We start from the raw sequence: 13,209 nt of genomic DNA, 5'->3' as shown, positions 1-13,209 counted from the left end.
GTGCTGACCCCGACGATGAAGCTTTTCGAGCTCCATTTCGTGCCGAAGCGCAACAATGCCGAGATCGACGCCCAGTTTGCCCGCCTGCATCACGGGCTGGCGGCAATCGAGGCGCGCATGGCGCAGGGCCCATTCGCGCTCGGCGACGACATCAGCTTCGCCGATGCCTGGCTGACGCCGACACGGTTCATCTTCAACAATTTCCGCGCCATGACGGGACGCCACGACCTGCTCGACGCCTATCCCAAATTCGACGCCTACCAGCAGATCGCCTCGCAACACCCGGCATTGTCGCGGGTGTGGGGCGAGATGACCGATGGTTTGAAGATTTTTCTGTCCGAGCTTGAGATGGGTGCCGCTTGATCAGACGCAAGACGATCGCGCTGGTCGCCGCGGCGGGCTTTGTGCTGGCGTCCTGCCAGTCGACGCCAAAGAGCACGCCTGTTCCCTCAGGCAAAAGTGCTGCGCTGCTGGTCATGGAGCAAGTGGCGATCGCTGCCCACAAATGCTGGATCGCCAGCAAGGACCCGGCCTTCAAACCGTACCAGATGGCCAATGAGCTGAATTCGTTCAGCGGCACGCCGCGTTTCCTGCTGGTGCCGGCCAAGCACTATGGCGGCAAACCTTTGCTGGTCGTGCAGGCGCAAGGCAATTCTAGCCGCGTCGACGTCTTCGGACCGCTGATGAACGATCCGCTCGGCGCCCGCATCGGCTCCGACATTGCGCGCTGGCAGGCCGGCAATCCGGCCTGCGCCGCGACGGCCTAGCCCATGGGCCGGTTCCTGCAGATTGTGGGACTGGTCGTCGGTCTCGCCGGGCTCATCCTGCAGTTCTGCATCAGCATTCCGGCGTCGATGGAAGCCGGCCGCAGCCTGCTCGGCTCCATCATTTTCGTCTCCAGCTTCTTCACCATCCTGACCAACATCGGCGCGGTGCTGGTGTACACGTCGCTGCTGTCACCCACCTTCTATGCCTGGCTGCCGGCCTTTGCAGGCGCGCGGATGCGGGCCGGCGTTGCGGTTTCGATCGCGCTGGTGTTCATCGTCTATGCCACGGTTCTGGCACGGCTCTGGCAGCCGCAGGGCCTGTTCCTGCTCTGCGACGTCCTGCTGCATTATGTGACGCCGGTGCTGTTCGTGCTGTGGTGGCTGATCGCAGGCGCTGACGGCAGGACGCGCTGGAGCGACATTTCCTGGTGGGTGATCTATCCCATCGCTTATCTGGTCTATGCGCTGGTGCGGGCGCCGTTTGCCGGCGAGGTGCCCTACCCTTTCCTGGACATCGCCAGGAACGGCGCGACCAGCGTCGTCATCTCAGCCGCAGCCATCACCGGACTTTTCCTCGTGCTGTGCGTGGTCGCCGTCCTTGCGGACCATGCCGGCGCACGCACCAGGGCATCAAAACTCGGTTAGCTATCAGTCCCAGAACGGCCTGATGCCCTCGCGGTGAGCATCGCAGCGTGTGACGCCGATATCCTTGAGCTGATCATCGGTCATTTCCAGCAGCGCCAGCCGGCTGCGGCGGCGCTCCAACAGATGGTCGATCCATCTCGCCAGCGATCTGACCAGACGCACCAGACGGCTGACAAAGCCGCTCCGGTCTGATGGACGTGTCGATTGGCCAGATAAACCGGCTCTCGAGTGACGGATTGTAGCGATTGTATCCATTATCTTTCTACCAGAATTCCAAATTGTACCCTTTTTGGCACGCAATCGATATGGATTGACTCATGTGTAGGTGCAATATAGAAACTTGTCACCATGACAAATTGGCTCCCCGATTTCACTGCCGGCTCCGGCCCGCTGTATCAGCGGCTGGCGGATTCCATCGAGACGGACATCGATCGGGGGGTGATCGATGCCGGCGCAAAGCTGCCGCCGCAACGCGACCTCGCCTACGACATCGGCACCACCGTCGGCACGGTCGGCCGGGCCTATCAATTGCTGCGCGAGCGTGGGCTGGTGAGCGGCGAAGTCGGGCGTGGAACCTATGTGCTCGGCCAGCGCGCGAAGCCGGATTTTCCGGCTCCGGACGTCGGCGGCGAAGGCACGCGCTATATCGATGCGCCTAAGGGCAAGCTGCGTTTCGACAGCACCGCAGCACCTGATATCGGCCAGGGCGACATTGTCGCCGGTGTCCTGTCGCGCACGGCGCAGGACCATCCGCATGAGATTTCGAGCTACACGCGGGACTTCCCCGACCGATGGTACGAAGCCGGCGCCCGCTGGTTGGCGCGCAATTCGTTTCGTCCGAGTGCCGACACCATCGTTCCCACGCTCGGCACCCATGCGGCGGTGATGGCGGCGATCGCGGCGCTCACCATGCCTGGCGACTATATTGCCTTCGAGCACCTCACCTACTCGCAGATTTCCCGCAGCGCCGGCCTGATCGGCAGGCGCACCGCGCTGGTGGCATCGGACGAGGAAGGCATCGATCCGCAGGATTTCGAGCGCGTCTGCGCGCAAAAGCATCCCAAGATGATCTTCCTGATGCCGACGGCGCAGAATCCGACGCTGGCCACCTTGTCGGCGGCGCGCCGCGAGGCGATCGCCCATGTCGCACGCGAATACAACGTCGTCCTCATCGAGGACGATCTCTATGGCAATCTGACCGATGATCCGACACCATTGCTGGCCGAGTATGCGCCTGAACGCACCATCGTCGCGGGCGGCCTGTCGAAGTCGGTCGCAGCCGGTGTGCGCGGCGGCTGGCTTTCCTGCCCGCCCGCCTACCGCCACCGCATCCGTGTCGCCCACAAGATGATGACCGGCGGCATGCCCTTCCTGCTGGCGGAGGTGAATACAAGGCTGGTGCTGTCAGGTCAGGCGGATGAGATACGCAAGCGCAGCATCGCCGAAATCGGCGCCCGCATCGCCATCGTGCGCGAGACTTTGGCCGGCTTCGCGTTCAAGTCGCATGACAGGGTGCCCTTTGTCTGGCTGACCCTGCCCGACCCCTGGCTTTCCGGCACCTTCAAGAACGCCTGCCTGGAGCACGGCGTGCTGATCGACGACGAGGACGAATTCAAGGCCGGCCGTTCCGAGCAGGTTTTCCATGGTGTCCGCTTTGGCGTTTCGCAGCCGAGACAGCGCGGGGATATCGCTGAAGGCGTCGCGGCGATCCGGCGACTTCTCGATGAAGGCCGCGCCGGCTACGACAGCTTCTCCTGACACTGCGTGGCTTTGTCCGGTTTTCCGTCGTTTTTCGTCAATCCATGGGTGTATCGGTCGCAAGGCTTGCGATAAGACGGGACTCAAAATCCCAACGTCCCGGATATAAATCGCCGCCCATGACCATTTCCAATTCCGTGCCGATCACCCCCGAGCTCATTGCCTCACACGGGCTCAAGCCCGACGAGTATCAGCGCATCCTCGATCTTGTCGGGCGCGAGCCGAGCTTCACCGAACTCGGCATCTTCTCGGCGATGTGGAATGAGCACTGCTCCTACAAATCCTCGAAGAAATGGTTGCGCACGCTGCCGACCACCGGACCTCAGGTCATCCAGGGGCCGGGCGAGAATGCCGGCGTGGTCGACATCGGCGACGGCGACTGCGTCGTCTTCAAGATGGAGAGCCACAACCACCCGTCCTATATCGAGCCCTACCAGGGCGCGGCGACCGGCGTCGGCGGCATATTGCGCGACGTCTTCACCATGGGCGCCCGGCCGATCGCGGCGATGAATGCGCTGCGCTTCGGCTCGCCTGACCATCCCAAGACCCGGCACCTCGTTTCAGGCGTGGTTTCCGGCGTCGGCGGCTATGGCAACGCCTTCGGCGTGCCGACAGTCGGCGGCGAGGTCAATTTCGACGCCCGCTACAATGGCAACATCCTGGTCAACGCCTTCGCGGCGGGCCTTGCCAAGACCGATGCGATCTTCCTGTCGGAAGCCAAGGGTGTCGGCCTGCCGGTCGTCTATCTCGGCGCCAAGACCGGCCGCGACGGTGTCGGCGGCGCCACCATGGCCTCGGCCGAATTCGACGACAAGATCGATGAGAAGCGCCCGACAGTGCAGGTCGGCGATCCCTTCACCGAAAAGTGCCTGCTGGAAGCCAGCCTCGAACTGATGGCCTCGGGCGCCGTCATCGCCATCCAGGACATGGGTGCCGCCGGCCTCACCTGCTCGGCGGTCGAAATGGGCGCCAAGGGCGACCTCGGCATCGAGCTCTATCTCGACAAGGTGCCGGTGCGCGAAGAGCGCATGAGCGCCTACGAGATGATGCTGTCGGAAAGCCAGGAGCGCATGCTGATGGTGCTGCGCCCGGAAAAGGAAAAGGAAGCCGAGGCGATCTTCCACAAATGGGGGCTCGACTTCGCCATCGTCGGCAAGACCACCGACGATCTGCGCTTCCGCGTGCTGCACCAGGGGGATCAGGTCGCCGATCTGCCGATCAAGGATCTCGGCGACAAGGCTCCGGAATATGACCGGCCGTGGGTCGAGCCGAAAAAGCCGGCGCCGCTGGCCGCCAATGACATTCCGCAAGCCGACGTTGCCGACGCGCTGCTGAAGCTGCTCGGCGGGCCCGACCTGTCTTCGCGCCGCTGGGTCTGGGAGCAGTATGACACGTTGATCCAGGGCAATTCGCTGCAGCTTCCAGGCGGCGATGCCGGCGTGGTCCGGGTCGAAGGCCATGCGACCAAGGCGCTCGCCTTCTCCTCCGACGTGACGCCGCGCTATTGCGAGGCCGACCCTTATGAGGGCGGCAAGCAGGCGGTGGCCGAATGCTGGCGCAATTTGACCGCCACCGGCGCTCTGCCGCTGGCCGCCACCGACAACCTCAATTTCGGCAACCCGGAACGGCCCGAGATCATGGGCCAGTTGGTCGGCGCGGTGAAGGGCATCGGCGACGCCTGCCGCGCGCTCGGCTTCCCGATCGTCTCCGGCAATGTCTCGCTCTACAACGAGACCAACGGCCAGGGCATCCTGCCAACCCCGACCATCGGCGGCGTCGGGCTGATCGCCGACTGGTCGAAGATGGTGCGGACCGGCTTTGCGGCCGAGGGCCAGATGATCTTGCTGGTCGGCGCACCCGCGTCCTGGGGAACGCATCTCGGGCAATCGGTCTATATGCGTGACGTACACGGCCGCACGGATGGCCCGCCGCCGCCGGTCGACCTCGAGCATGAGAAGCGCGTCGGTGACCATGTGCGCGCGCTCATCGCATCCGGCATCGTCACGGCGGCGCACGACGTTTCCGATGGCGGTGTCGCCGTTGCACTTGCCGAGATGGCGATGGCGTCCGGAATCGGCGCCGCCGTTCCCGGTCTTGTCGGCACCGACCCGATCCCGGTCTGGTTCGGCGAGGACCAGGGCCGTTATCTCCTGACGCTGTCGATCGATCCGCATGGTGACGAATGGGACGCCATTCGCAAGCAGCAGGGCGAACTCGGCATCTTCGCGCCGTGGATCGGCTCGACCGGGGGCAGCGCGCTGAAGCTTGGCGACGCCAGGGCAATCCCGGTCAGCGAACTCTCCGCGGCGCACGAAGGCTGGTTCCCCCGCTTCATGGACCAGGCCAGTTGACGAGAGCATGATCCCGAAAAGTGGGAACGGTTTTTCGGGAAACTCATGATCAATCACAGGAAACTGGCTGGTCGGGCGCTGATTGCAGTCGTCTTCTGGCCGTCGTTGTTCTTCTTCTGGTTCCTGGGACCGTTCGTCTTTTTCCTGCTGTCGACAACCTCGAGCGAGGTGTGCATGCGGCTGGAAACGCGCGCGGAGTTCCTTGCCGCGGCCAATGGCGCCATCCCCATGCTCATCGCGCAGAATCTCATCTACGCGGTCCCGATCATCTGCCTGGTTCTGTGGGACCGCCTGGCGCCGGATCCGGCACGGGCAAGGCATATCGTCACCTGCATCAAGCTTTTTGCCAGCGCGGTGGTCGTAGGCGCGTTGTGGGAGTACGGCTCGTCGCTCATCTGCGACGGTTATGGCCAAGGGTTCTTCTCACCGGCTTGGCAAATGACGAGCTATCTCCCCATTGTCGGCCTTGTGCTCAACGCGCCGCTCTATGTGCTGGCCTTTAGCCTTGGCCGTGCTTTCTCGACACGCGACGACGTTGCCGAGGATGAAGCAAGCCCACCGGCCTAGTCTTTCTCTGAAGCCGTCGGGCCGTCTTGCCGTTGGTGGGACAGAACGGCTTCAATCCGGACCGGAAAGGCTTTAGGCTCGCCCGACTCTCATCTTATGGCCTGACACCGGCCGCTCGAAACAGGATTTTGCCATGGCAATGGATGCCCACGACATCGAAAAACTGATCAAGGACGGCATTCCGGACGCCAAGGTGACGATCCGCGATCTCGCCGGCGACGGCGACCATTATGCGGCCGAGGTGGTGGCCGAGAGCTTTCGGGGGAAAAGCCGCGTGCAGCAGCACCAGATGGTCTATGACGCGCTGAAAGGGAATATGGGCGGCGTGCTGCACGCACTCGCCTTGCAGACCAGCGTTCCCGACTGACCTTAGCGCTTGGCCCAACACGGCTCATCCTTTGCGCCATTTCAGCCACGGCACGGCTAACGTCTTGTTTCGAGCAATCGTTGGGTTTATTTGAAGGGATATGTTTCGAGCCTGACTCCCACAGGCGGGAAAGGATATTCCATGAGCGGTATCAACGACTACATCGACAATGAAGTGAAGGGCAACGACGTCGTCCTTTTCATGAAGGGCACGCCCGGTTTCCCGCAATGCGGATTTTCCGGCCAGGTTGTCCAGATCCTCGACTATATCGGCGCCGACTACAAAGGCGTGAACGTCCTGGACTCGGCCGAACTGCGCCAGGGCATCAAGGAATACTCCAACTGGCCGACGATCCCGCAGCTCTACGTCAAGGGCGAATTCGTCGGCGGCTGCGATATCATCCGCGAGATGTTCCAGGCCGGTGAGTTGCAGACATTCCTCGTCGAGAAGGGCGTCAGCGTCAAAGGCGCCGCCTGATTTCTGTTTTGTGCATGCCCGAAAATCGACGTTGATTTTGGGCATCGAGCACCAGGCACCCGGGGCAGCCCCACCTCGGCAATTTTCATGTCCTGAACCCAGGACCAGGACGAGCCAATGCGCCGGCCCGCCGGCGCATTTTCGTTTGAAAGATCGGACTTGCCGTGGACCAGCCAAAACCAGCGCCGCAATCGGCAAGCAAACTGCCCATTCCGCGCTGGGAGTTCATCGCCCTGTGCGCGGCGCTGATGGCGCTGAACTCGCTGGCCATCGACATCATGCTGCCGGCGCTGCAGCAGATCGGCGCCACGCTCGGCGTCGAAAATGAAAACCACCGGCAGTACGTCATAACGGCCTACATTCTGGGCTTCGGCGGCGGACAGTTGTTCTTCGGGCCGATCTCGGATCGCTTCGGGCGTCGCGCACCACTGGTCGCCGGGCTGGTGATCTATGTCGCCGCGGCCGCGGCTGCCGCCATTGCGCCAAGCTTTGAGACACTTCTGCTGTGCCGGGCCGTGCAAGGCATTGGTGCGGCCGCCACCCGCGTCATCGCCGTATCGATCGTGCGCGATACGTTCGACGGCCGGCGCATGGCCGAGGTGATGTCGCTGATCTTCATGGTGTTCATGGCGATACCGGTCATTGCTCCCGGCATCGGCCAGTTCATCATGCTGTTTGCGACCTGGCATTGGATCTTCGTCACCATGGCCGTCGGTGCGCTCCTCGTCTCGGCCTGGTCGCTGCTGCGCCTTCCTGAAACGCTGCATCCCGAACATCGCCGGCCGTTGACACTCAACTCCATTGTCGGCGGGTTTCGCATCGTGCTCACCAACCGCATTGCGATCTGCTATGCCTTCGCCAGCACCTTCATCTTCGGCGCCATGTTCGGCTTCATCGCTTCGGCGCAGCAGATCTATGTCGACATCTTCCATGTCGGCGAGATGTTCCCGGTCATCTTCGCAGGCGTCGCGGGCGTGCTCGCCTTCTCCAACTTTCTGAATTCGCGCCTTGTCGGCCGCATCGGCATGCGCCGCCTGTCGCAGAGCGCGCTGCTGCTGTTCCTGGTCATCAGCCTTGCCTGGCTGATCGTTTCGCTGGAAATGAAGATGCCGCTCTGGCTGTTCATCACCTTCTTTGCCTGCGCCATGCTTCCGTTCGGTGCGCTGGGCGCGAACTTCAACGCGCTGGCCATGGAGCCGCTCGGGCAACTGGCCGGCACGGCGTCGTCGATCCTCGGTTTCATGCAGACGTTTCTCGGCGGCATTCTCGGCACGCTGATCGGCCAGGCCTTCAATGGCACGGTGACGCCGCTGGCCGCCGGCTTCTGCAGCGTGTCGATCGCGGCGCTGCTGATGATCTTCATCGCCGAGCGCGGCAAGATGTTCCAGCCGCAGAACGCGCCCGTTTCAGGGCACATCACCGACTTGCATTAGGATGCACCCTCAAGGGCTGCCGTGAACCGAGGGGCGAGCATACGCCCCGCGATTGCTTCACCCATGCTGTCCGAAAAGGGCAATGGCAGAGCATCATCGAGTGCCCTGAGAATGGATGCCACGAAGGCACGGCTGCGCTGGGCATCGGTTCCCAGATCGGCATATGTGGCGCGAGGCTTGCCGATCAGTGTGCCGTTGCGGCGAAGCGAGAACCGCAGGGTCAGGGACATGCCCGCGGTTCCGGGTGGCGGTTTCCAGCAGGCATAGATAGCGTCCGACATCTCCCTTATCGTATCGACAGGATCGGAACTGCGACAACTGCGCTCCTGCGATCTTGCTTCCTGGGAACTGGTAGACAGAGCGGCGGCAAGAGCCGCGGCGACAAATGCGAACCGGGGTTTCATTCGAGAGCCTCCGGATTTGCGTGAAATTGCACCGCTCCTTCGGCTAACGCAGGAATCGTTCCTATTGCGCCCAAAGCTCGCGACGCAATTCGTGCCAGCTTTCCTGGTCTGGCGCGACAAGCAGGCCGCCGCCGAGATGCGAGGGCAGATAGGTGCTGCCGTCGAAGCGCGCGGCATGGCCGCCGGCCTCGGCATGGATCAGCACGCCGGCCAGATGATCCCACGGCATCAGCTTGTTGTAGACCACGAAGTGGGCATGGCCGCTCGCCAGCAGGCGGTATTCGTGCGCGGCGCAGCGATAGGCGAATTGCGACAGGATCTTCGTCTGGTTGCGCGCCAGCCGCGACCGCTCCGGTTCGGGCATATATTGCCAGGAGACCGAGCCGGTCATTTCCGAGATCGGCGCGGGTGCCGCGACATGCACCTTCTCCAGGCTGCCATGCGCATGCCGGATATGGCTGCCGGCGCCCCTGGCGCCAATCAGCCAGTCCTTGCCGACGGGATCGTGGATGATGCCGGCAACCGTCTCGCCCTGGACCACGACCGCCAGCATGACGCCGAACAAAGGCACGCCGGAGGCGAAGTTGAAAGTGCCGTCGACCGGATCGATGACGAAGGCCAGATCGGCATCGCCCAAGCCATCGAGCAGTGCCGGATTGTCGGAACAGGCCTCCTCGCCGACGACCATCGCTGAGGGGTAGCGCTCAAGCAGCCTGGCGGTGATGAGCCGCTCGGCATTGACGTCGGCTTCGGTCACAAGGTCGGCGGCCGAGGTCTTCTGCCTGACATCGCCATCGCCCAGCCGGCGAAAGCGCGGCATGATCTCGGTCAGCGCCGCCTCGGCCAGAATGCCGGCCAGCCAATCGATCGCGGTGTCGTCAAATGTCATCGGAAATGTCTTGCCTTGTGGTGAGGGTGTCGTTGAGGGCAGCGAAGTCGAACAGCTTCCTGTCGAGCAGGTGCGATGGCCTGCTGTTCGACAGCGCGCGCAGCATCGTATCCTTGCGGCCGGGCATACGCTTTTCCAGGTCCTCGAGCATCGCCTTCATGGCATTCCGCTGAAGACCTTCCTGGCTGCCGCAGAGATCGCAGGGAATGATCGGGAAATGCATGGCGGCGGCGAATCTTTCCAGATCGGCCTCGGCGCAGTAGCTCAATGGCCGCAGCACCATGACGTCGCCGTCGTCGTTGAGCAGTTTTGGCGGCATGGCGGCGAGACGGCCGCCATGGAAGAGGTTCATGAAGAAGGTTTCGAGAATATCCTCACGATGGTGGCCGAGCACCAGCGCCGAGCACCCCTCCTCGCGCGCAATGCGGTAGAGATGGCCGCGCCTTAGGCGCGAGCAGAGCGAGCAATAGGTGCTGCCCGCCGGCAGCTTGTCGGTGACGAGGGAATAGGTGTCCTGATACTCGATCCGGTGCGCAATGCCGTGACTGTCGAGATAGTCCGGCAGGATATGTTTGGGGAAATTCGGCTGGCCCTGGTCGAGATTGCAGGCCAGAAGATCGACCGGCAAGAGCCCGCGCCATTTGAGGTCGAGCAGCACCGCGAGCAGGCCGTAGGAATCCTTGCCGCCCGAGAGCGCGACGAGCCAGCGCTGGCCGGGCTTGACCATCGAGAAATCCTCGATCGCCTGCCGGGTCAGCCGCAGCAGCCGCTTGCGCAATTTGTTGAATTCGACCGAGGACGGCACGTCGGCGAACAGCGGATGGAAGTCGCCTTCGCTGTCGGCGATCGGTTCGATGTCTGGAAGCATGTTCATGGCATGTCGCTTTCAGTGGCCAGAGCGCCGGGTTAGCGGACATGACCGACAAAGAAAAGGCCGCCTCGACGGGCGGCCTTTGCTTGGTGTCGCAGAACGCGCTCGTTTTAGCGCGAGTAGAATTCGACGACCAGGTTCGGTTCCATCTGCACGGCAAACGGAACGTCCGCCAGGCCAGGGATGCGCGAGAAGGTCGCGACCATCTTGTTGTGATCGGCTTCGATGTAGTCCGGCACGTCGCGCTCGGCGAGACCGACCGCTTCCAGAACGATGACCAGCTGCTTGGACTTTTCGCGCACTTCGACGACATCGCCCGGCTTGCAGCGATACGAGCCGATGTTGACGCGCTTGCCGTTGACGTTGACATGGCCGTGGTTGACGAACTGACGGGCGGCGAAAATAGTCGGCACGAACTTGGCGCGGTAGACGACCGCGTCGAGACGCGATTCGAGCAGGCCGATCAGGTTCTCCGAGGTGTCGCCCTTGCGGCGGTCAGCCTCTTCATAAACCTTGCGGAACTGCTTTTCCGAAACGTCGCCATAGTGACCCTTCAGCTTCTGCTTGGCGCGCAGCTGCAGGCCGAAATCGGAAAGCTTGCCCTTGCGGCGCTGGCCATGCTGGCCGGGACCGTATTCACGCTTGTTGACCGGGGACTTCGGGCGGCCCCAGATGTTTTCGCCGAGACGGCGGTCGATCTTGTACTTCGCGGATTCGCGCTTGCTCATCGCATTCCCTTTTCAAAACAATACACCCGGAACCTCATGGTCCGGGTGAAGGAAACGCGCCCTCCTCTGGCCTCCGTTTTCGAGACCTGACAGGGTTTTCCCACGCAACGCGGCGGAAAACCCACGGGACACGTCAGTTCAAACAAGATAGTAGAATTGGATTTCCACGCATCTTGCGCACATAAAGAAAACCACCGGGCATTGCGGCCCGGTGTTGGCGCGCTGATTAAACGGAGATTTAACCGGTGTCAAGCTTGTGGCTGGCGTAGGCCATGGCGACGATATAGCGTCTCTGGGTTGAGTACAGTGCCGGATGTGGCGGGAGGTTGCGCCAGCGGCATCAGGAAGGGACCGGAGCAGAGGAGCTACAATCGCATGAAGAAATTCTTCCTTACCCTGACGGGAGCCGCTGTGTTGGCGGGATCCATGGCGGTCCTGACACCGGAGCCGGCGGAGGCCAGGCATTGGCACGGACACCGGCATCACCAGGCTTGTCGCATCGTGATCAAGAAGAAGGTTATCTGGCGGCACGGCCACAAGAAGGTCATACGCTACAAGATCAAGCGCTGCAGCGGGCGCTGGTAGGCTCCTATCCGGTCTCAGGCGGCCGACATCGATTCAAAGCCCGCGGTTTTGGCCGCGGGCTCTTTGATTCCGGATGCTTAATCCTTAGTCTTTCGACTTCTTCTCCGGCAGGCCCTTGCGCTTCGTCTCGGCGAATTCCTCGAGCTGCTTTTCGCTCATCGATTCGTACATTCCCTTGGAAGCGCCCTGGAGTTCGCTCTTCTTGGTCTCGCCGCGCTTGGCCGACAGAGCCGCGCCGGCGGCTTTCTGCTGGGCTTTCGAGGTGGCTGGCATGGTTCTTTCTCCCGTTGGAATCTGGGGAAAAACGCAACGACTGCCGTGATGTTCCGCTTCGCAATCACGACATAGCCAGCCCGAAGCCCTGTATCAGGCGACGGGTCGGGAAATCGGCTCTTGCCGATGTGAAGACGGCAAGGTCGGGTCCTTCAGGCAGCATCTCGCCACGACCGCTCGGATCGATGTCGGCGAGAAGCGACAGCGCCCGGCGCGCAATCGCTTCAGCGGGGTCGAGCCAATCGACCGGCCAGGGCGCCGTCTTGCGCATGCGATTGGCCAGAAAGGGGTAGTGTGTGCAGGCGAGCACGACGATATCCGTACGCAACGCATCATGTTCGACGAAGCACGGCGTGATCTCGGTGCGTACGGCCTCCTCATCGACGAAGCCCTCACGCATGTAGATCTCAGCCAGTCCCGCCAGCCTGTCGCTGCCGACCAGGCGGACATGGCATTTCTGTGCCCATTTGCTGATCAGGTCGCGCGTGTATTGGCGCTTGACGGTGCCAGGCGTCGCCAGCACCGAAACCAGCCCTGAGCGCGTACGTTCCGCCGCCGGTTTGATCGCAGGCACCATGCCGACGAAAGGATGCTCGGGAAATCTATCGCGCAACGCATCGATCACCAACGTCGAGGCGGTGTTGCAGGCGATGACGGAAATGGCCGGCGCAAAGCGCTCAAGCAGTTTGCCGAACAATTCGAGTATATGCGCCCTCAGCGCCGGCTCTTCCCAAGCGCCGTAGGGAAACGCAGCGTCGTCGGCGACATAGATGAAGCGGCGATCGGGCATCAGCACGCGCGCCTCGCGCAGCACGGTAAGCCCGCCGATGCCCGAATCGAACATCAGGATCGGCCGCTCAGTCATTGTCGGTTCCTTTTCCGCCAAGCGGCGGTATGTCATCGTCCTTGCCGGTGTCGGCAAGGCGCGCCGCTTCCGCCTTGCGGGCCCGCGCGGCGGCCGCGGGCAAGCGCCGCGGGTCGTCGCCAGGGGACCCGTCGCCGCGCGGCATCGCCGGAGAAAACCTGTCGAGCGACGAAATAATGCCGCGCAGCACCTTCAGCTCCGGTTCGGCAAAACCGGGGCGTGTCAGCAC

Annotated in this window: 17 protein-coding genes and 1 pseudogene; 10 read left to right on the top strand and 8 right to left on the bottom strand. The window is 62.6% G+C overall.

What is annotated here, in order from left to right; all coding sequences use genetic code 11:
- From EN964_RS09505 to EN964_RS09495, 3 genes are all read left to right on the top strand, one after another.
- A partial coding sequence (locus tag EN964_RS09505; RefSeq protein WP_164775766.1) for a glutathione S-transferase C-terminal domain-containing protein occupies positions 1 to 363 on the top strand: 363 nt, incomplete at its 5' end.
- The gene (locus tag EN964_RS09500; protein WP_127269907.1) at positions 360 to 767 is read left to right on the top strand and encodes a hypothetical protein; all 408 of its coding nucleotides are present in this window, start codon (positions 360 to 362) and stop codon (positions 765 to 767) included. The genes EN964_RS09505 and EN964_RS09500, both read left to right, overlap by 4 nt.
- Before the next feature lie 3 nt (positions 768 to 770).
- Complete coding sequence (locus EN964_RS09495) at positions 771 to 1,412, top strand: Pr6Pr family membrane protein (RefSeq protein ID WP_127269909.1); 642 nt, start codon at positions 771 to 773, stop codon at positions 1,410 to 1,412.
- Positions 1,413 to 1,415: 3 nt separating this feature from the next.
- Here the strand turns inward: EN964_RS09495 and EN964_RS09490 are convergent, their stop codons facing one another.
- Positions 1,416 to 1,667: a DUF1127 domain-containing protein gene (locus tag EN964_RS09490; protein WP_027036978.1), complete on the bottom strand. Its 252-nt coding sequence runs from the start codon at positions 1,665 to 1,667 to the stop codon at positions 1,416 to 1,418.
- A 93-nt stretch (positions 1,668 to 1,760) separates the two neighbouring features.
- Here EN964_RS09490 and EN964_RS09485 point away from each other — a divergent pair, with 93 nt between their 5' ends.
- From EN964_RS09485 to EN964_RS09460, 6 genes are all read left to right on the top strand, one after another.
- Entirely contained in the window at positions 1,761 to 3,170 is a 1,410-nt protein-coding gene (locus tag EN964_RS09485) for a PLP-dependent aminotransferase family protein (protein WP_127269911.1), read from the top strand.
- Positions 3,171 to 3,289: 119 nt separating this feature from the next.
- Positions 3,290 to 5,521 (top strand): phosphoribosylformylglycinamidine synthase subunit PurL, encoded by a 2,232-nt coding sequence (gene purL, locus EN964_RS09480; protein WP_127269913.1) that lies wholly within the window; start codon positions 3,290 to 3,292, stop codon positions 5,519 to 5,521.
- Between the two features lie 45 nt (positions 5,522 to 5,566).
- Positions 5,567 to 6,088, top strand: coding sequence for a hypothetical protein (locus EN964_RS09475; RefSeq protein ID WP_127269498.1), 522 nt, complete (start codon positions 5,567 to 5,569; stop codon positions 6,086 to 6,088).
- 133 nt (positions 6,089 to 6,221) lie between these two features.
- A complete protein-coding gene (locus EN964_RS09470; protein ID WP_010909092.1) occupies positions 6,222 to 6,455 on the top strand; it encodes a BolA/IbaG family iron-sulfur metabolism protein in 234 nt (77 codons plus the stop codon).
- Positions 6,456 to 6,596: 141 nt separating this feature from the next.
- Positions 6,597 to 6,932 carry a Grx4 family monothiol glutaredoxin gene (grxD, locus tag EN964_RS09465; RefSeq protein WP_006332883.1) on the top strand — a complete coding sequence of 112 codons (336 nt, stop codon included), beginning with the start codon at positions 6,597 to 6,599 and terminating at the stop codon, positions 6,930 to 6,932.
- Positions 6,933 to 7,096: 164 nt separating this feature from the next.
- Complete coding sequence (locus EN964_RS09460; protein WP_127269497.1) at positions 7,097 to 8,365, top strand: multidrug effflux MFS transporter; 1,269 nt, start codon at positions 7,097 to 7,099, stop codon at positions 8,363 to 8,365.
- On the opposite strand, the gene EN964_RS38435 is transcribed toward EN964_RS09460, so the two are convergent.
- From EN964_RS38435 to rpsD, 4 genes are all read right to left on the bottom strand, one after another.
- Positions 8,362 to 8,595, bottom strand: a complete 234-nt coding sequence (locus EN964_RS38435; protein ID WP_236382783.1) for a hypothetical protein — start codon at positions 8,593 to 8,595, stop codon at positions 8,362 to 8,364. The genes EN964_RS09460 and EN964_RS38435 overlap by 4 nt on opposite strands.
- A 235-nt stretch (positions 8,596 to 8,830) precedes the next feature.
- On the bottom strand, positions 8,831 to 9,658 hold the full coding sequence (locus EN964_RS09450) for an inositol monophosphatase family protein (RefSeq protein WP_127272588.1): 828 nt from the start codon (positions 9,656 to 9,658) through the stop codon (positions 8,831 to 8,833).
- Positions 9,648 to 10,532 carry a tRNA 2-thiocytidine(32) synthetase TtcA gene (ttcA, locus tag EN964_RS09445; protein WP_127271767.1) on the bottom strand — a complete coding sequence of 295 codons (885 nt, stop codon included), beginning with the start codon at positions 10,530 to 10,532 and terminating at the stop codon, positions 9,648 to 9,650. The genes EN964_RS09450 and ttcA overlap by 11 nt, the downstream gene beginning before the upstream one ends.
- A 107-nt stretch (positions 10,533 to 10,639) precedes the next feature.
- Positions 10,640 to 11,257: a 30S ribosomal protein S4 gene (gene rpsD / locus EN964_RS09440; RefSeq protein ID WP_023759539.1), complete on the bottom strand. Its 618-nt coding sequence runs from the start codon at positions 11,255 to 11,257 to the stop codon at positions 10,640 to 10,642.
- A 375-nt stretch (positions 11,258 to 11,632) separates the two neighbouring features.
- Here rpsD and EN964_RS09435 point away from each other — a divergent pair, with 375 nt between their 5' ends.
- Complete coding sequence (locus EN964_RS09435; RefSeq protein ID WP_127271832.1) at positions 11,633 to 11,842, top strand: hypothetical protein; 210 nt, start codon at positions 11,633 to 11,635, stop codon at positions 11,840 to 11,842.
- Between the two features lie 84 nt (positions 11,843 to 11,926).
- Here the strand turns inward: EN964_RS09435 and EN964_RS09430 are convergent, their stop codons facing one another.
- The 3 genes and pseudogenes from EN964_RS09430 to EN964_RS09420 all read right to left on the bottom strand — a co-directional run.
- Complete coding sequence (locus tag EN964_RS09430; protein WP_023810328.1) at positions 11,927 to 12,115, bottom strand: DUF3008 family protein; 189 nt, start codon at positions 12,113 to 12,115, stop codon at positions 11,927 to 11,929.
- 64 nt (positions 12,116 to 12,179) lie between these two features.
- A complete protein-coding gene (murI, locus tag EN964_RS09425; RefSeq protein ID WP_127272587.1) occupies positions 12,180 to 12,980 on the bottom strand; it encodes a glutamate racemase in 801 nt (266 codons plus the stop codon).
- A pseudogene (locus EN964_RS09420) lies at positions 12,973 to 13,209 on the bottom strand (RNA methyltransferase); the annotation flags it as partial. The gene murI and the pseudogene EN964_RS09420, both read right to left, overlap by 8 nt.

It is taken from the genome of Mesorhizobium sp. M7A.F.Ca.CA.001.10.2.1 (assembly GCF_003998575.1).
Taxonomy (GTDB): domain Bacteria; phylum Pseudomonadota; class Alphaproteobacteria; order Rhizobiales; family Rhizobiaceae; genus Mesorhizobium.
The sequence above is the reverse complement of the archived record's forward strand: the minus strand, read 5'-3'. Positions and strand labels throughout refer to the sequence as shown.